This window comes from Micromonospora sp. NBS 11-29, assembly GCF_002140155.1.
Taxonomy (GTDB): Bacteria; Actinomycetota; Actinomycetes; order Mycobacteriales; family Micromonosporaceae; genus Micromonospora.
The window spans coordinates 550798-567843 of record NZ_NAPR01000007.1; the positions used below are offsets into that span (position 1 = coordinate 550798).

The 17046-nt window shown below is 73.5% G+C and carries 13 protein-coding genes, 3 pseudogenes and 1 riboswitch; of the genes and pseudogenes, 14 read left to right on the top strand and 2 right to left on the bottom strand.

The annotated features are described in order from the left end of the window. Positions 1–123: 123 nt before the first annotated feature. The 12 genes and pseudogenes from pyrF (at position 124) to B1205_RS12815 (ending at position 12909) form a co-directional block, all read left to right on the top strand. Positions 124–990, top strand: coding sequence for an orotidine-5'-phosphate decarboxylase (gene pyrF, locus B1205_RS12760; protein WP_089155784.1), 867 nt, complete (start codon positions 124–126; stop codon positions 988–990). 94 nt (positions 991–1084) lie between these two features. Beyond that, positions 1085–1402, top strand: a complete 318-nt coding sequence (gene mihF, locus B1205_RS12765) for an integration host factor, actinobacterial type (RefSeq protein WP_013285515.1) — start codon at positions 1085–1087, stop codon at positions 1400–1402. Positions 1403–1427: 25 nt separating this feature from the next. After that, entirely contained in the window at positions 1428–1961 is a 534-nt protein-coding gene (locus B1205_RS12770) for a guanylate kinase (protein WP_089155785.1), read from the top strand. A 79-nt stretch (positions 1962–2040) separates the two neighbouring features. After that, on the top strand, positions 2041–2307 hold the full coding sequence (gene rpoZ / locus B1205_RS12775; protein WP_013285517.1) for a DNA-directed RNA polymerase subunit omega: 267 nt from the start codon (positions 2041–2043) through the stop codon (positions 2305–2307). Between the two features lie 14 nt (positions 2308–2321). Next, entirely contained in the window at positions 2322–3530 is a 1209-nt protein-coding gene (gene coaBC, locus B1205_RS12780) for a bifunctional phosphopantothenoylcysteine decarboxylase/phosphopantothenate--cysteine ligase CoaBC (protein ID WP_089155786.1), read from the top strand. 94 nt (positions 3531–3624) lie between these two features. Next, positions 3625–4815, top strand: a complete 1191-nt coding sequence (gene metK / locus B1205_RS12785; protein ID WP_089155787.1) for a methionine adenosyltransferase — start codon at positions 3625–3627, stop codon at positions 4813–4815. A 70-nt stretch (positions 4816–4885) separates the two neighbouring features. Further along, positions 4886–6775 carry a primosomal protein N' gene (locus tag B1205_RS12790; RefSeq protein WP_089155875.1) on the top strand — a complete coding sequence of 630 codons (1890 nt, stop codon included), beginning with the start codon at positions 4886–4888 and terminating at the stop codon, positions 6773–6775. A gap of 224 nt (positions 6776–6999) precedes the next feature. Next, positions 7000–7983 (top strand): AAA family ATPase, encoded by a 984-nt coding sequence (locus B1205_RS12795; protein WP_089155788.1) that lies wholly within the window; start codon positions 7000–7002, stop codon positions 7981–7983. A gap of 137 nt (positions 7984–8120) precedes the next feature. After that, positions 8121–8681 (top strand): peptide deformylase, encoded by a 561-nt coding sequence (def, locus tag B1205_RS12800; RefSeq protein ID WP_089155789.1) that lies wholly within the window; start codon positions 8121–8123, stop codon positions 8679–8681. A gap of 5 nt (positions 8682–8686) precedes the next feature. Continuing rightward, complete coding sequence (gene fmt, locus B1205_RS12805) at positions 8687–9613, top strand: methionyl-tRNA formyltransferase (RefSeq protein WP_089155876.1); 927 nt, start codon at positions 8687–8689, stop codon at positions 9611–9613. 56 nt (positions 9614–9669) lie between these two features. Continuing rightward, a pseudogene (locus B1205_RS12810) lies at positions 9670–11027 on the top strand (RsmB/NOP family class I SAM-dependent RNA methyltransferase). A gap of 139 nt (positions 11028–11166) precedes the next feature. After that, entirely contained in the window at positions 11167–12909 is a 1743-nt protein-coding gene (locus B1205_RS12815) for a M28 family peptidase (protein ID WP_089155790.1), read from the top strand. A gap of 32 nt (positions 12910–12941) precedes the next feature. Here B1205_RS12815 and B1205_RS12820 read toward each other — a convergent pair. Continuing rightward, positions 12942–13823 (bottom strand): annotated as a pseudogene (locus tag B1205_RS12820) (septum formation family protein); the annotation flags it as partial. A gap of 78 nt (positions 13824–13901) precedes the next feature. Beyond that, positions 13902–14789, bottom strand: coding sequence for a septum formation family protein (locus B1205_RS12825; protein WP_089155791.1), 888 nt, complete (start codon positions 14787–14789; stop codon positions 13902–13904). 261 nt (positions 14790–15050) lie between these two features. Here B1205_RS12825 and rpe point away from each other — a divergent pair, with 261 nt between their 5' ends. Both rpe and B1205_RS12835 read left to right on the top strand, forming a co-directional pair. Then, a complete protein-coding gene (rpe, locus tag B1205_RS12830; protein ID WP_089155792.1) occupies positions 15051–15731 on the top strand; it encodes a ribulose-phosphate 3-epimerase in 681 nt (226 codons plus the stop codon). A gap of 1 nt (position 15732) precedes the next feature. Then, positions 15733–16634 (top strand): annotated as a pseudogene (locus tag B1205_RS12835) (GGDEF domain-containing response regulator). Positions 16635–16715: 81 nt separating this feature from the next. Then, a riboswitch (FMN riboswitch) is annotated at positions 16716–16888 on the top strand. The last annotated feature ends 158 nt before the right edge of the window (positions 16889–17046 follow it).

The following is a 17046-nucleotide window of genomic DNA, read 5'->3' on the forward strand; positions in this document are numbered from 1 at the left end:
CGGCCCAGTGCCGGCCACGGTGGTCGAGGCCGGCCGAACCCGGCCGGGACGACCTGACGGCGGCGGGAGGCCCGTCGCCGGACACGGAGGCGGCCCGGTGGCCGTCGGGAGAGGGAGACAGACATGGAGACGTTCGGCGCCCGCCTGCACCGGGCCGTGGCGGAGCGGGGTCCGCTCTGCGTGGGGATCGACCCGCACCCGGGGTTGCTGGCCGACTGGGGGCTGCCCGACGACGTGGCCGGGCTCGAGCGGTTCAGCCGCACCGTGGTGGAGGCGATCGGCGACCGGGTCGCCGTCGTCAAGCCACAGTCGGCGTTCTTCGAGCGCTTCGGCGCGCGCGGGGTCGGCGTACTTGAGTCAACTATCCGACAGTTGCGGAATGCGGGCGCGCTCGTTCTCCTCGACGTCAAGCGCGGGGACATCGGTTCGACCGTCCGCGCGTACGCCTCGGCGTACCTCGACCCATCCAGCCCGCTGTATGTGGACGCGATCACGGCGAGCCCCTACCTGGGAGTAGGTTCACTCGCGCCGATGATCTCCACGGCCGCCGCGCACGGCGGTGGGGTCTTCGTCCTGGCGCTCACGTCGAACCCCGAGGGCGCCGCCGTGCAGCGCGCCGTGGGCGCCGACGGACGCACCGTGGCGCAGACCGTGATCGACGAGATTTCCCAGCTCAATCGCGGTGCGGAGCCGCTCGGCAGCTTCGGTCTGGTGGTCGGCGCGACCATCGGCGAGACCGGTCACGATCTCGGTGCGGTCAACGGACCGTTGCTCGCACCGGGGCTGGGCGCGCAGGGCGGTACGCCCGCCGGGCTACGGACCGTCTTCGGCGCCGCGCTGCCATCGGTGCTGCCGTCGTACTCCCGCGAGGTGCTGGGCGCGGGGCCGGAACCGGCCGCCCTGCGGGCCGCCGCCGAGCGGGTGCTGACCGAGTGCCGGGCCGCCCTGAGCACCGCCGGACTGACTGACGGCTCGGTCACTTTACGTTGATCATCGCGCGTCCACGTTGCCGAAAGCTCCGTCGACCGCTAGTTTTCCCCGCGCTGGGAACCACGGACCCCTTTGGTTGCCANGAGGAGAACTGGTGCCGCTCCCGTCACTGACCCCCGAGCAGCGCGCTGCCGCGCTGGAGAAGGCCGCGGAGATCCGCAAGGCCCGCGCTGAGCTGAAGGAGCAGCTCAAGCAGGGCAAGACCACCCTCGCCACCGTCCTCGAGCGGGCCGAGTCCGACGACGTCGTGGGCAAGCTGAAGGTTTCGGCAGTGCTCCAGGCGATGCCGGGTATCGGCAAGATCCGGGCTACCCAGATCATGGAGAAGCTCAAGATCGCCGACAGCCGTCGCCTGCGTGGCCTCGGCGAGCAGCAGCGTAAGGCGCTGCTCGGTGAGTTCGCCGCCAACTGAACGGACCACCGTGTAGAAACAAGCGGTGAGCTTGGATGACGAGGCGCGCTCGGCGGCTCGGCTCACTGTTCTGTCCGGCCCTTCCGGGGCCGGCCGGGGCAGTGTCGTCGAGGTGATCCGGGCGCGCCTTGTGTCGGTGCGGGTGCCGGTGGTCGCCACCACCCGGCCGAAGCGTCCCGGTGAGCGGGACGGCGTGGATCGGATCTTCCTCGACCCGGCCGGCTTCGACCGGCTGGTCGCCGCCGACGAGCTGCTGGAGTGGTGTCGGATCGGGCCGTACCGTCGGGGGGTGCCCCGCGCGGACGTGCGGGCCGGGCTCGCCGAGGGCCGGCCGGTGCTGCTGCCGCTGGACCTGGCCGGCGCGTTCGCCGTCCGGGACGCGGTGCCGCAGGCCCGGCTGGTGCTGCTCGCGCCGCCGGCGTACCGGGCCGAACCGGCCGTCGCGGCGGCCTTCGCGCACGCCGTGGCGCACGACCGGACCGAGCGGGCGGCCGCGGAGCTGGTAGGATTGCTCGGTTCGCCATTCCTGGCCCCAGCCCGGCCGCCCCCGAGCGGCTGAGCGGCCGTCCAGGTCGAGCGGGCACCGCCAGCCGGTCACCGCCTTCCGGGCGGCGCACGAGACGCAGAGGTCAAATTTCGTGGGATCCATCGCCACCAACCCCGAGGGCATCACCAACCCGCCGATCGACGAGCTGCTCGAGAAGACCACGTCGAAGTACGCGCTGGTCATCTTCGCCGCCAAGCGCGCCCGTCAGGTCAACGCCTACTACAGCCAGCTCGGTGAGGGCCTCCTGGAGTACGTCGGCCCGCTGGTGGAGACCACCCCGCAGGAGAAGCCGCTCTCCATCGCCATGCGCGAGATCAACGCGGGCCTGCTCACCGCCGAGCCGACCGACCAGCCGTAACCGCGCCCGCGCCGATGCCCGCCGAGATCGTCCTCGGGGTCGGCGGCGGCATCGCCGCCTACAAGGCGTGTGAGCTGCTCCGGCTCCTCACCGAGTCGGGTCACCGGGTCCGGGTCGTGCCGACCGCCTCGGCGCTTCGCTTCATCGGGGCGCCGACCTGGGCGGCGCTCTCCGGTCAGCCGGTCGCCGACGACGTCTGGGCCGACGTGCACGAGGTGCCGCACGTGCGGCTCGGGCAGCACGCCGACCTGGTCGTGGTCGCGCCGACCACCGCCGACCTGCTCGCCAAGGCCGCCCACGGCCTCGCCGACGACCTGCTCACCAACACGCTGCTGACCGCGCGGTGCCCGGTGGTGCTGGCGCCGGCCATGCACACCGAGATGTGGGAACACCCCGCCACCGTGGCCAACGTGGCCACGCTGCGCTCCCGGGGCGTACGCGTGATCGAGCCGGCGGTCGGCCGGCTCACCGGGCGCGACACCGGCAAGGGCCGGCTGCCCGACCCGGCGGAGATCTTCGCCGTGGTCCGGCGGGCCCTGGCCCGCGGTGTCGCCGCCCCGGCCGACCTGGCGGGCCGACACGTGGTGGTCACCGCCGGCGGCACCCGCGAGCCGCTCGACCCGGTGCGCTTCCTGGGCAACCGCTCGTCCGGCAAGCAGGGGTACGCGTTCGCCCGCGCCGCCGTGGCCCGGGGCGCCCGGGTCACCCTGGTCTCGGCCAACGTGGCGCTCGCCGACCCGGCCGGTGTGGACCTGGTCCGGGTGGGCACCACCGAGGAGCTGCGCACGGCGACGCTGGCCGCGGCCGCCGACGCGGACGCGGTGGTGATGGCCGCCGCGCCGGCCGACTTCCGTCCGGCCCACTACGCGCCCGGTAAGATCAAGAAGTCGGAGGGCGGCGTCGCGCCGACCATCGAGCTGGTCACCAACCCGGACATCGCCGCCGAGCTGGGCCGGGACCGTCGGCCCGGACAGGTGCTGGTGGTGTTCGCGGCGGAGACCGACGACGCGGAGGCCAACGGTCGGGCCAAGCTGGCCCGCAAGCGCGCCGACCTGATCGTGGTCAACGAGGTCGGTGTCGACAAGGTCTTCGGCGCGGAGACCAACGCGGCCACCGTGATCGACGTCGATGAAAATGTGTCCCGGTTCACCGAACAGCCCAAGGAGGCCCTGGCCGACGCCGTCTGGGACCTCGTGATCGCCCGGTTGGCGACACCGTCCTGAGTGGTGGACGTCAGCATTCCGGCACCACTTAGCAACACTGTGCGACTAAACTGCCGCCGAGCGACCGTCAAAGACCTCACACGTAAGGAGTGCCGTGACACGTCTCTTCACGTCCGAATCGGTCACGGAAGGCCACCCGGACAAGATCGCCGACCAGATCAGTGACGGCATCCTCGACGCGCTTCTCAGCCAGGACCCACACAGCCGGGTCGCGGTGGAGACGCTGATCACCACGGGGCAGGTGCACGTCGCCGGCGAGGTGACCACCAAGGCCTACGCGGACATCCCGACCATCGTGCGGGAGACCATCCTGGGCATCGGCTACGACTCGTCGAAGAAGGGCTTCGACGGTGCCTCCTGCGGGGTGAGCGTGTCCATCGGCGCCCAGTCGCCGGACATCGCCCAGGGGGTGGACAACGCCTTCGAGCTGCGTACCGGCGGGTCGGAGAGCGCGCTGGACGCGCAGGGCGCCGGCGACCAGGGCATGATGTTCGGCTTCGCCTGCTCCGAGACGCCCGAGCTGATGCCGCTGCCGATCGCGCTGGCGCACCGGCTGGCCCGGCGACTGGCGCAGGTGCGCAAGGACGGCACGATCCCCTACCTCCGCCCGGACGGCAAGACCCAGGTGACCATCGAGTACGACGGGCTGCGTCCGGTCCGCCTGAACACGGTGGTGGTGTCCAGCCAGCACGCGGCGGACATCTCGCTGGAGTCGCTGCTCACGCCGGACGTGCGGGAACACGTCATCACGCCGGAGCTGGAGGGCCTCGGCCTGGAGACCGAGGGATACCGCCTGCTGGTGAACCCGACCGGCCGGTTCGAGATCGGTGGCCCGATGGGCGACGCCGGGCTGACCGGCCGGAAGATCATCGTGGACACGTACGGCGGGTACGCCCGGCACGGCGGCGGCGCGTTCTCCGGCAAGGACCCGTCGAAGGTCGACCGGTCGGCGGCGTACGCGATGCGGTGGGTGGCGAAGAACGTGGTCGCCGCCGGGCTGGCCGAGCGGTGCGAGGCGCAGGTCGCCTACGCGATCGGCAAGGCGCACCCGGTGAGCCTGTTCATCGAGACCTTCGGCACCGAGACCGTGCCGGTGGCCTCGATCGAGAAGGCGGTCGCCGAGGTCTTCGACCTGCGTCCGGCCGCGATCATCCGGGACCTTCACCTGCTGCGCCCGATCTACCAGCAGACCGCCGCCTACGGCCACTTCGGCCGGGAGCTGCCGGACCTGACCTGGGAGGGCACCGAGCGGGCCGCCGACCTCAAGTCGGCCGCGGCAGCCTGACCGGCACCACGCGTCGCGACCGGCGACNCCGCACCTTGACCGCCCGTTCGACTACCTGGTGCCCGAGTCGATGGACGCCGACGCCCGGCCCGGGGTACGGGTGAAGGTCCGGTTCGCCGGGCAGCTCGTCGACGGCTGGCTGCTGGCGCGCGTCGCCGAGTCCGACCACCCGAGGTTGTCGTACCTGGACCGGGTCGTCTCCCCGGTGCCGGTGCTCTCCCCGGAGGTGGCCCGGCTGGCCCGAGTGGTCGCCGACCGGTACGCGGGCAGCCTCGCCGACGTGCTCCGGCTCGCCGTGCCCCCGCGGCATGCCCGCGTCGAGAAGTCCGTCACCGCCGCCGACGCGCCGACCGCGGAAGCCGCCGTGTCGACCGCCCACGCCGCCCCGGCCGGCTCGGGTGGGCCGGTCGATCCCCGTGGCTGGCGGGACTACCCGGCGGGGCCGGCGCTGCTGCGTGCGCTCACCGACGGCCGGGCGCCCCGAGCCGTGTGGTCCGCCCTGCCGGGCGAGGACTGGGCCGACCGGTACGCCGACGCCGTGGCCGCGACCGTGGCCGGCGGCCGGGGCGCGGTGGTGGTGGTCGCCGACGCGCGGGACCTGGACCGCCTCGACGCCGCCGTGACCGCCGTGCTCGGCCCGGACCGGCACGCCTGCCTCACCGCCGCGGCCGGACCGGCCCGCCGCTACCGCGCCTTCCTGGCCGCCCGCCGGGGGGAGGTCCCGGTGGTGATCGGCACCCGGGCCGCGATGTTCGCCCCGGTCGAGCGGCTCGGCCTGGTCGCCGTCTGGGACGACGGCGACGACCTGCACGCCGAGCCCCGGGCGCCCTACCCGCACGCCCGTGAGGTGCTGCTCACCCGCGCGCAGCTCACCAAGGCGGCCGCCCTGGTCGGCGGCTACGCCCGCACCGCCGAGGCGCAACTGCTGGTGGAGACCGGCTGGGCCCGGGAGGTGATCGCCGACCGGGCCACCGTGCGGGCCCGGATGCCGGCGATGGCGCCCACCGGGGACGACCCGCAACTGGCCCGGGACCCGGGGGCCGCCACCGCCCGGCTGCCGAGTCTGGCCTGGACCACGGCCCGGGACGCGCTCCGCGCCGACCTGCCGGTGCTGGTCCAGGTGCCCCGCCGCGGTTACCTGCCCTCGGTCGCCTGCGCCGACTGCCGGGCCCCGGCCCGCTGCCCGCACTGCGCCGGCCCGCTCGGCCTGCCGTCGGCGCAGGGCACGCCCGCGTGTCGCTGGTGCGGCCGGGTCGCCGCCGCGTACGCCTGCCCGGAGTGCGGGGGGCGGCGGCTGCGCGCCTCGGTCACCGGCGCCCGGCGGACCGCCGAGGAGCTGGGTCGGGCGTTTCCGGGGGTGCCGGTGCGGACCTCCGGGCGGGAGGAGGTGCTGACCGCCGTGCCGGGCGGGGCCGGTCTGGTGATCGCCACCCCGGGCGCCGAGCCGCTGGCGGAGGGCGGCTACGGCGCGGTGCTGCTGCTCGACTCGTGGGCGCTGCTCACCCGCGCCGACCTGCGGGCCGGCGAGGAGGCGTTACGTCGTTGGCTGGCCGCCGCCGCGCTGGCCCGGCCGGGTGCGGCGGGCGGCCGGGTGGTGGTGGTGGCCGACGGTGCGCTGGCCGCGGTGCAGGCGCTGCTGCGCTGGGACGCGGGCTGGTTCGCCGCGCGGGAGCTGGCCGAGCGCCGCGAGCTGGGCTTCCCGCCGGCCGTGCGGATGGCCAGCGTCACCGGCGTGGCCGAGGCGGTGGCCGACCTCCTGGCCGGCGCCCGGCTGCCGGAGGACGCCGAGATCCTCGGCCCGGTGCCGGCCGACGAGGGCCGGGAACGGATGCTCGTCCGGGTCCCGCGAGCCCGGGCCGGGGCCCTGGCCGACGCGCTGCACGTCGCGGCCGGGCAGCGCAGCGCCCGCAAGGCCGCCGAGCCGGTCCGGCTCCAGGTGGATCCGCTCAGCCTGTTCTAGGACGACCCGGTCACCGAGCGCACCGACCTCCTCGCGCACGGTCGTGAGCTGGGGTTTATCGCACACCTGGTCCGGCAATTGAGTAGCGGACGGTGATAGCATCGCCCGTCATGCCCAGGCACGCGGTTTTCCCGCGTGCGACGCGGCGCGGCGGGTGCTCCGAGCACGTCGGGCCACACGGATTCGATGTCGTCAGTCAGCCGGTGAGCAGGGGTGGACCAGTCGTGACCGTTCGTCAGTCGATCGTCTTCAACGGTGACCTCGGCAGCGGCAAGAGCACAGTCTCCGTGGAGATCGCCAAGCGGCTCGGGCTGCGCCGGGTCAGCGTCGGGGACCTGTACCGGCAGATGGCCCAGGAGCGGCAGATGACCGCGCTCCAGCTCAACCTCCACGCGGAGCTGGACCAGGCCGTCGACGGCTACGTCGACCAGCTCCAGCGTGACATCGCCGCCTCCGGCGAGTCGCTGGTGATGGACTCCCGGCTGGCCTGGCACTTCTTCACCGACGCGCTCAAGGTGCACATGATCACCGAACCGACGGAGGCGGCCCGACGGGTCCTCGCCCGTCCGTCCGGCCCGGCCGAGAGCTACACCTCGATGGAGGAGGCGCGGGCCAAGCTGCGGGAGCGCAGCGAGAGCGAGCGCGGGCGCTTCATCGTCCGGTACGGCGTCGACAAGGCCCGGCTGCGCAACTACGACCTGATCTGCGACACCACCCGGGCCAACCCGGAGCAGGTGATCCAGCACGTCGTCGACGTCTACGAGGGCCGGCTCGGCGCCGAGGTGCTGCGCGCCGGCCAGCCGCTGCTGCTGCTCGACCCGAACCGGGTCTATCCCACCGAGGACGTGGCCACGCTGCGTGGTCTCTGGGGCTCGGAACACGCCCGCGACGTGGCCGAGGCCGGCGACGAGGCGCTGGAGCCGCTCAGCATCGGCTACACCGGTGAATACTTCTTCGTGGTCGACGGGCACCGGCGGCTCAGCGCCGCGGTGCGGGCAGGCTTCCCGATGGTGCCCGCCCGGCTGGTCGCCGAGGTGGACGAGCCGGTGGTCGGCGGGATGAGCGCGGTCGACTTCTTCGCCGCGCAGGCCCGGCCGGACCTGATCCACGACTGGGAGGACGCGCACGGCATCGCGCTGCCGCTGCCGGAGCACGCACTGCTCGGTGGCGGCGCGGTGCTGGCCGGGGAGCCCGGCGCCGGCGCCTGAACACCCACCCGCGCCGGCGGCGATGGTCCCGTGCGGCGGCCCGGTCGCCCGTTGCCCGGTACGCCACCGGGAGCGTCCGGCCGCACTCCGTAGACTGGGGGACGCACCACCCGTCCCCGACCAAGGAGCCACGCCGCGTGACCGTCCAGCCCATCCGTCTGTTCGGCGATCCGGTGTTGCGCACGCCGGCCGACCCGGTGGTCGACTTCGACGCCGAGCTGCGCAAGCTGATCGCCGACCTGACCGACACGATGCGCGAGCAGAACGGGGCCGGCCTGGCCGCGCCGCAGCTCGGGGTGGGCCTTCGGGTGTTCACCTTCGACGTGGACGACATGCTCGGCCATCTGGTCAACCCGGTGCTGGAGTTCCCCGACGCCGAGGAGCAGGACGGCCCGGAGGGCTGCCTGTCCATCCCCGGCCTCTACTTCGACACCAAGCGCCGGCAGAACGTGATCGCCAAGGGCTTCAGCGCCCACGGCGATCCGATGCAGATCGTCGGCACCGGCCTGATGGCCCGTTGTCTGCAGCACGAGACCGACCACCTCGACGGGGTGCTCTTCGTCGACCGGCTCGACCCGGCCGGTCGCAAGGAGGCCATGAAGGCGATCCGTCAGGCCGACTGGTACGATCAGGCCGCGCCGCCCACGGTCAAGGTGAGCCCGCACGTCCTCAACAATCCGTTCGGCCTGGGGCGGTGACCGGGATGCGCCTGGTCTTCGCCGGCACGCCGGCGGTCGCCGTGCCGGCCCTGGACGCGATCGCCGCCTCCGGCCACGAACTGCTCGCCGTGGTCACCCGCCCCGACGCCCCGGCGGGCCGGGGCCGGGGGTTGCAGCGCTCGCCGGTCGGCGCGTGGGCCGACGCGCACGACGTCGAGGTGCTCACCCCGGCCCGGCCCCGCGAGCCGGAGTTCCTGGACCGGCTGCGCGCGCTCGCGCCGGACTGCGTACCCGTGGTCGCCTACGGTGCGCTGGTGCCGCCGGTGGCGCTGGAGATCCCCCGGCACGGTTGGATCAACCTGCACTTCTCGCTGCTGCCCGCCTGGCGGGGCGCGGCGCCGGTGCAGCACGCCGTGCTGCACGGCGACGAGCTGACCGGGGCCAGCGTCTTCGAGCTGGAGGAGGGGCTGGACACCGGCCCGGTCTACGGCACGGTCACCGACGAGATCCGGCCCACCGACACCTCCGGCGACCTGCTGGAGCGCCTGGCCCACTCCGGCGCCGGGCTGCTGGTCGCGGTCCTCGACGCGATCGACGCCGGCACCGCCCGCGCCGAGCCGCAGCCCGCGGACGGGGTCTCCCTGGCGCCGAAGTTGACCGCCGAGGACGCCCGGATCCGCTGGAGCGACCCGGCGTTCGCGGTCGACCGGCGGGTCCGTGCCTGCACGCCGGCCCCGGGTCCGTGGACCACGTTCCGCGATGACCGGGTCAAGCTCGGCCCGGTCATCCCGGTGGCGAACGGCCCGGAGCTGAAGCCGGGTGAGCTGCTGGTGGAGAAGTCCCAGGTGCTGGTCGGCACCGCCACCGGGCCGGTGCGTCTCGGCGAGGTGCGCGCGGCCGGCAAGAAGGCCATGTCGGCCGGCGACTGGGCGCGCGGCGCCCGGGTCACCGAGGGCGAGGTCTTCGCGTGAGCGCGAGGAGTGAGCCGGTTTTGCGAGCCCCGCAGTCGCGAACGGAAGGTNTCGGCGTGAGCGCGAGGAGTGAGCCGGGGTACGAGCGCGGCGGCGATCGTCCGCGCGGTGCGGGCCGGCCCGGTGGGTCGTTCCGGGAGGGCGGCGACCGGCGGGGCGGGCGTGCTCCGACCCGGCCGGCGGTGGACCTGCCCCGGCACGTCGCCTACGAGGCGCTCGCGGCGGTGCACCGCGACGACGCGTACGCCAATCTGGTGCTCCCGGCGATGCTGCGCGAGGCGGGGTTGAGCGGTCGGGATGCCGCGTTCGCCACCGAGTTGACCTACGGCACGCTGCGGCACACCGGCACGCTGGATGCGATCGTCACCGACGCGGCGGGCCGGGACGTGCAGCGGATCGACCCGCCNCCTACCAGTTGCTGCACACCCGGGTGCCGGCGCACGCCGCGGTGTCGTCCACGGTGGACCTGGTCCGCATGGTCGGACCGGGCGCGACCGGGTTCGCCAACGCGGTGCTGCGGGAGATCGCCGGTCGGGACGTCGACGGCTGGGTGGCGAAGCTCGCCCCGGCTGAGGAGACCGACCCGATCGGGCACCTCGCGTTGGCGTACAGCCATCCGCAGTGGATCGTCCGGTCGTTCGCCGAGGCGCTCGGCGGCGACCTGGGGGAGACCACCCGGCTGCTGATCGAGGACANGTACGCGGTTTACCTGCCCGGTGGCGCGCCGGGCGACCTGGCGGCGGTGGCCGACGGGCGGGCGCACGTGCAGGACGAGGGCTCCCAGCTGGTGGCGGACGCGTTGGTCGCCGCCCCGCTGGACGGGCCGGACGGCCGCTGGCTCGACCTGTGCGCCGGCCCGGGCGGCAAGTCCGGCCTGCTCGGCGCGCTGGCGGCGACGCGTGGCGCGCGGCTGACCGCGGTGGAGGTGGCCGAGCACCGGGCCCGACTGGTCGCCCAGGCGACCCGTGACCTGCCGGTCACCGTGTTGCACCTCGACGGGCGCGACGTCGGCGGTGACCCGAAGCTGCCGGAGGGGCACTTCGACCGGGTACTGGTGGACGCGCCGTGCACCGGTCTGGGCGCGCTGCGTCGCCGGCCGGAGGCGCGATGGCGGCGTCAGCCGGCCGATCTGCCGCCGCTGACCCGGTTGCAGCGCGAGCTGCTCACCGCCGCGTTGCGGGCGGTCCGCCCGGGTGGCGTGGTGGCGTACGTCACCTGTTCGCCGCATGTGGTGGAGACGCATGTGACGGTGACCGAGGCGGCCCGGCGGTGCGGTTTCCCGGTCGACTTCGTGGACGCGCGGCCGCTGCTGCCGGCCGGCATGCCGGGGCTGGGCGACGGTCCGACGGTGCAGCTCTGGCCGCACCGCCACGGCACCGACGCCATGTTCCTCGCGGTCCTGCGCCGAGGCTGACGCCGCGCCCGGTGCATCCCGGGCGGGGGAGGGGGTTGGTGGGATGTGACGGCCCGTTGACTATGTGATCGATGCATGTAACTGTTCCGATCACCGGTCCATGGCCGTCACCCCCGCCCGACCCCCACGAGGAGTCTCCATGAGACGCAGCACGCCGACCACGAGCCTCGCGCTCGCCCTCGTCGCCACCCTGACGACGGCGAGCCTGGCCGGCACCGCCTCCGCCGCGCCCGCGTCGGCCCCCGCCCAGGCCGCCGCGCTCGCCGCACCGGACATCTCGGTGACCAACGTCCAGGCCCACCTCACCCAGTTCAACTCGATCGCCAACAGCAACGGCGGCAACCGGCGGGCCGGCTCGGCCGGATACGCCGCGTCGGTCAGCTACGTCAAGGGCAAGCTCCAGGCGGCCGGCTACACGGTCACCGAGCAGACCTGCACCACCTGCACCTACCCGGGCAGCAACCTGATCGCCGAGTGGCCGCAGGGCCCCGCCGACCAGGTGGTCATGTTCGGCGCCCACCTGGACAGCGTCGCCGCCGGCCCGGGCATCAACGACAACGGCTCCGGCTCGGCGACCCTGCTGGAGAACGCCCTGGTGCTGGCCGCGCAGAGCCCGAGCATGACCAAGCGGGTCCGGTTCGCCTGGTGGAACGGCGAGGAGCAGGGACTCCAGGGCTCGAAGTACTACGTCAACCAGCTCAGCTCCACCCAGCGGGGCTACATCAAGGGCTACTACAACTTCGACATGGTCGGCTCGCCCAACGGCGGCTACTTCATCAACCGGATCACCTCGGCCACCGCCGCGCCGCTGAAGGCGTACTGGGACTCGTTCGGCATCCAGCCGGAGGAGAACACCGAGGGGCAGGGCCGCTCCGACGACTACTCGTTCGCCAACGCCGGCATCCAGACCTCCGGCTACGCGGCGGGCGCCAGCTACACCAAGACCGCGGCGCAGGCCAGCAAGTGGGGCGGCACCTCGGGCGCGGCGTACGACGGCTGCTACCACCGCTCCTGCGACACCACCAGCAACATCAACACGACCGTCCTCAACCGCAGCGCGGACGGCGTGGCGTACGCCATCTGGGCGCTCGCGGTCGGCAGCGGCACCCCGACCAACGACTTCTCCCTCGCGGTGAGCCCCACCTCCGGCACCGTCGCCCGGGGCGGCTCCACCACCGCCACGGTCAGCACCGCCACCACCTCCGGCAGCGCCCAGACGGTGACGCTGGCGGCCAGCGGCGCCCCGAGCGGCGTCACGGTCGGCTTCAGCCCGTCCTCGGTCACCTCGGGCGGCTCCGCCACCCTGACGGTCAGCGCCTCGTCCACGGCGACCACCGGCACGTTCACGATCACCGTCACCGGCACCGGCGGCTCGGCCACCCGCACCACCAGCTACACGCTCACCGTGACCGGTGGCAGCGGCGGCTGCACCGGTGGGCAGCTCATCGGCAACGGCAGCTTCGAGTCCGGCACCACGCCGTGGACGGCCAGCTCGGGCGTGATCACCAACGACCAGGGTCAGGCGGCCCGCACCGGCTCGTACAAGGCGTGGCTGAACGGGTACGGCTCCTCGCGCACCGACACGCTCTCCCAGTCGGTGACGCTGCCGGCCGGCTGCACCAGCTACACCCTGGCGTTCTGGCTGCACATCGACTCGGCCGAGACGACCACCTCGACCGCCTACGACAAGCTGACCGTGCAGGTCGGCTCCACCACGCTGGCCACGTACTCGAACCTGAACAAGGCCAGCGGCTACACGCAGCGCAGCTTCGACCTCGCCGCGTACGCCGGCCAGACGGTCACGCTGAAGTGGACCGGCGTCGAGGACGCCTCGTTGCAGACCAGCTTCGTCATCGACGACGTGACGTTGCAGGTCGGCTGACACACCGGGCGGGGCGGGCGGCTGCCCGCNGTGGGCAGCGCCTTCGCGCCGGCGCCCCGCACCGAGCGGGTCAGCGTGCGGTCGGAGACCCAGAGGAAGCACTGCACGCCCCGGTCGCCGTCGCGCCACTGCTCCTCGTACGGGTGGTAGATGATGGTGCCGGCCCGGTACTGCACGGTGTCGTCGTTCGGCATCTTGGCGTACGTCGCGATCAGCCCACGGCACGCCTTGTGCGCCCGCAGCGACGTGCGCTGGAACTCGGCGTAGCTGATGTCCGGCGCCTGGTAGATCCCGACGAACTCGGCGTGGTGCTTCGCGGTGCAGGCGACCGGCCGCATCGCCTCGATGTCGCCCTTGGTCAGCTTCGGGTTGAAGCAGCCCAGCGCCAGCGGCGAGCCGGGCTTGAGCGCGTCGCGCAGGCTGCCGCTGCGCGGGGCGACGTTCCCCTCGTCCAGGTCGTTCACCTCGGCGACGTCGCAGCGGTACCAGCGGGCCCCGCCGGACCAGGCCAGCGCCGACGGGAAGACCACGGAGAGCCGGAGCCGGCCGGAGCGCCAGTCCGCGCCGACGGCCCTGGTCACCTGCCGGGCGCACTCGGCGTGCGCGGTGCGGACCCCGGTCGAGCCGGCTCGCGGCGGTGCGGAGCGGCTGGCGTCCGGGCCGGTCAGCGTGCCCACATGCAGCGTCTCCGCGCGGTGGGTGGTGGCGCAGTCGACCGGCTGGTAGCCGCTGAGGTAGCCGACGTCGGCGACGGTGGGGTGGCAGACGTCGGACGCGGGCACGAAACCGACCGGGGTGGCGAGGGCCGGCCAGTCGTCGGTCAGGTCACGGTCCACCCCGGCCGGCGCGCCGCAGCCGCCGAGCGCCAGCACCGCCGCCGCGCCCGCGGCGACCGCCGTCCACCATCGCCGCATCGCGACCGACCTCCCCCGCCGTCCGGCGTCGCCCGGCCGACCGGTACGCCTCGGCGACGCAGCATACGGCAAACCGGCTCAGATGACGGGTAGTCCCTCCGGACCGGCCCCGCGCATCGAGCGGGTCAGTTTCCGGTCGTCGCTCCACAGGAAACACCGCACGCCCCGGTCGCCCTCCTCCCACTCCCGCTGCGACGGCGGGTAGAAGATGGACCCGGCCCGGTACGGCAGCTCGGCATTGTCCGGCACGTTGGCGAACGCGGCGATCAGCCGCATGCAGCGCCGGTGCGCCGCCGGTGCGCTGCGGGCGAACTCCGCCCAGCTCATGTCGCGTTCGGAGTAGACGCCGACGAACTCGGCCCGGTGCGGTTCGGTGCAGAGCACCGGCGCCATGTAGTTCAGGTTCTTCCCGATCAGCTTCGGGTCGAAGCAGCGGTGCACCATCGGGTTGTCGCCGACCAGCGCGCCGCGCAGGCTGCCCACCCGGTTGACCGGCCGGGTGTTGTCGATGCTGTCGGTCTCGGCGAGGTCGCAGCGGAACCAGCGGGCGCCCGCCGCCCAGGCGGTCACCGTCGGCAACGCGATGTTCAGGGTGAGCCGGGCGGCGTGCCAGTCCCCGCCGATCATTTCCCGGGCCCGCTTGTCGCACTCGGTCCGGGCGGTGCGCAGCGCCGGGGAGCCGGGTTCCGGGCGGGCGCCGTCCGCCACCGCCCCGGTGAACGTGCCGACGTGCACCGCCTCGGCCAGATGGCTGCCCGCGCAGTCCACCGTCTCGTACGTGGCGGCCTGCACCACCGGGGCGAGTCGGGGCAGGCAGGCGTCGGTGGCCGGCACGAACAGTCGCGGCGCCGGCAGCGCCGCCCAGTCGTCGACGAGGTCCCCGTCGGCCCGGTGTGCCGGCAGGCAGCCGGTGAGCACCGCTGTCATCGCGCCGGCCAGCGTGAGCGCGTGGAGCCACCGTCGCATCGTCCGCCCCTTCGCCGGGAGATGGCAGCCGGTCGCCGCGGGCCCGCGCGATGTGCCTCGCGCCCGGGCGTGCAGCATATGTGACCGTCCCTGTAGGAGTTTCGTCATCTTTCAATCGATCGGCCAGCCGCCGCGGGCTATTCGTGCGGAATTTCCGCCCGGACGGCTCGATCATCCACCGCTGGTGACGATAGGGTCACAGCCTGTTCCCGGTGGTGCCGCGCTGCGTCCGGCGGCCGACCACATTCGTACACTGGCCCGGTGACCGTACCGCCGCCCGTCGTCGCGCCCAGCATCCTGGCCGCCGATTTCGCCCGCCTCGCCGACGAGGTCCGCGCCGTGGAGTCCGCCGCCGACTGGCTGCACGTGGACGTCATGGACAACCACTTCGTACCCAACCTGACCATCGGCCTGCCGGTGGTGCAGAGTCTGCTCGCGGCCACTGAACTGCCGTTCGACGTGCACCTCATGATCACCGACCCGCGCCGCTGGGCCCCCGGGTACGCGGACGCCGGGGCGTACAACGTCACGTTCCACGCCGAGGCGTGCGACGACCCGGTGGCGCTGGCCAAGGAGCTGCGCTCCGCCGGGGCGAAGGCGGGTCTGGCGATCGACCGGGACACCCCGATCGATCCTTACCTGGAGCTGCTGCCGAGCTTCGACACGCTGCTGATCATGACGATCAAGGCCGGTTTCGGTGGTCAGCGGTTCGTGCCGCAGTTGCTGGAGAAGGTGCGCGCCGCCCGCCGGCACGTCGACAGCGGGCACCTGGAGCTGCGCATCGAGGTGGACGGCGGGATCGCCGCGGACACCATCGAGCAGGCCGCCGCGGCCGGCGCCGACGCGTTCGTCGCCGGCACCGCGGTCTACGGCGCCGACGACCCGGCCGAGGCGGTACGCCGCCTGCGCGGCCTGGCGGAACGTGCGATGACCGGGGCCTGAGGTGGACCCGGCCGGCGACCGACCCGACGTGATCCTGGTCGTCGACGACGACGAGGACATCGCCCGCTTCGTCGAGTTCAACCTGCGCCTGCACGGCTTCCAGGTGCTGCACGCCGCGGACGGGCAGGAGGCGCTGGAGGTCATCGAGCGGGAACGGCCGGACCTGGCCGTGGTCGACCTCATGATGCCCCGCATCGACGGCCTGGAGCTGACCCGCCGGCTGCGCGCCGACCCGATGACCTCGGCGCTGCCGGTGATCATGCTGACCGCCAAGGGCATGACCTCGGACAAGGTCAACGGCCTGAGCGCGGGCGCCGACGACTACCTGGTCAAACCGTTCGACACCGCCGAACTGGTCGCCCGGGTCAGTTCCACGCTGCGTCGCAACAAGGAGTTCCGGGAGGTCTCTCCGCTGACCGGCCTGCCCGGCAACAGCCGCATCCGGCGGGAGATCAGCGACCGGGTGCGCAGCGGCGTCGACTACGCCGTCGGCTACGTCGACATCGACCGGTTCAAGAGCGTCAACGACCGGTACGGCTTCGTCCGCGGCGACGAGTTCATCTCCGCCCTGGCCCGCAGTCTGCACCGGGCGGTGGTGTCGATCGGGCTGCCGCCGGCCTTCCTCGGCCACGTCGGCGGCGACGACTTCGTCATCGTCTGCGCGCCCNCGCGCTCTACGACCCCACCGACTTCGAACGCGGCTTCGTCGAGCTGAAGGATCGGCGGGGCAACATCCGCCGCGCCGCGCTGGTCACCCTCTCCATCGGCGTGTCGCTGTCCGACAGCGGCAAGCGGTTCACCGACCCGTTGGAGGCCATCGCCGTGGCGTCGGAGATGAAGTCCGTGGCCAAGAGCCAACCCGGCTCGTACGTGGCCGTCGACCGCCGCCGCGGCGTCACCTGAGCGGGCGCGCGCGGCTGTGAGGTAGATCGCCCCTGTGGCGCGTGTCGCGGGTAAACGTGTAAGACTTCCGGGGTACCCACCACGCGCTGGCGGGGCTCGGTGAAATTCCGAACCGGCGGTGATCCACGGTCCGACCGTGGTAAGCCCGCGACCCGGACGGCTTCGGCCGCACGGTGGACCTGGTGAGAATCCGGGGCCGACGGTTGGGGTGCGGCTCGTCCGCCCCCAGAAAGTCCGGATGGGAGACAGCGCGCGGAACGGGGGAGGCCCCTGCCGGCCGCCGAGCACCCGTCGGTCGCCGCGTGGGCTCCCCGGGGCCGGCCATACCGTTCCCGGGTCTCCGCCGCCGCGTGTCCGCGGCCCTGTGCGCCGCACCTCCCGACCCCGCCCGCGCGTGACCGGCGAGCGGGAA

Coding starts and splice junctions, on each gene's coding strand:
- coaBC (WP_089155786.1), top strand. CDS start 2,322: ATGCCCGCCGAGATCGTCCTCGGGGTCGGCGGCGGCATCGCCGCCTAC.
- B1205_RS12790 (WP_089155875.1), top strand. CDS start 4,886: ATGGACGCCGACGCCCGGCCCGGGGTACGGGTGAAGGTCCGGTTCGCC.
- B1205_RS12825 (WP_089155791.1), bottom strand. CDS start 14,789: ATGCGACGGTGGCTCCACGCGCTCACGCTGGCCGGCGCGATGACAGCG.
- B1205_RS12815 (WP_089155790.1), top strand. CDS start 11,167: ATGAGACGCAGCACGCCGACCACGAGCCTCGCGCTCGCCCTCGTCGCC.
- pyrF (WP_089155784.1), top strand. CDS start 124: ATGGAGACGTTCGGCGCCCGCCTGCACCGGGCCGTGGCGGAGCGGGGT.
- fmt (WP_089155876.1), top strand. CDS start 8,687: ATGCGCCTGGTCTTCGCCGGCACGCCGGCGGTCGCCGTGCCGGCCCTG.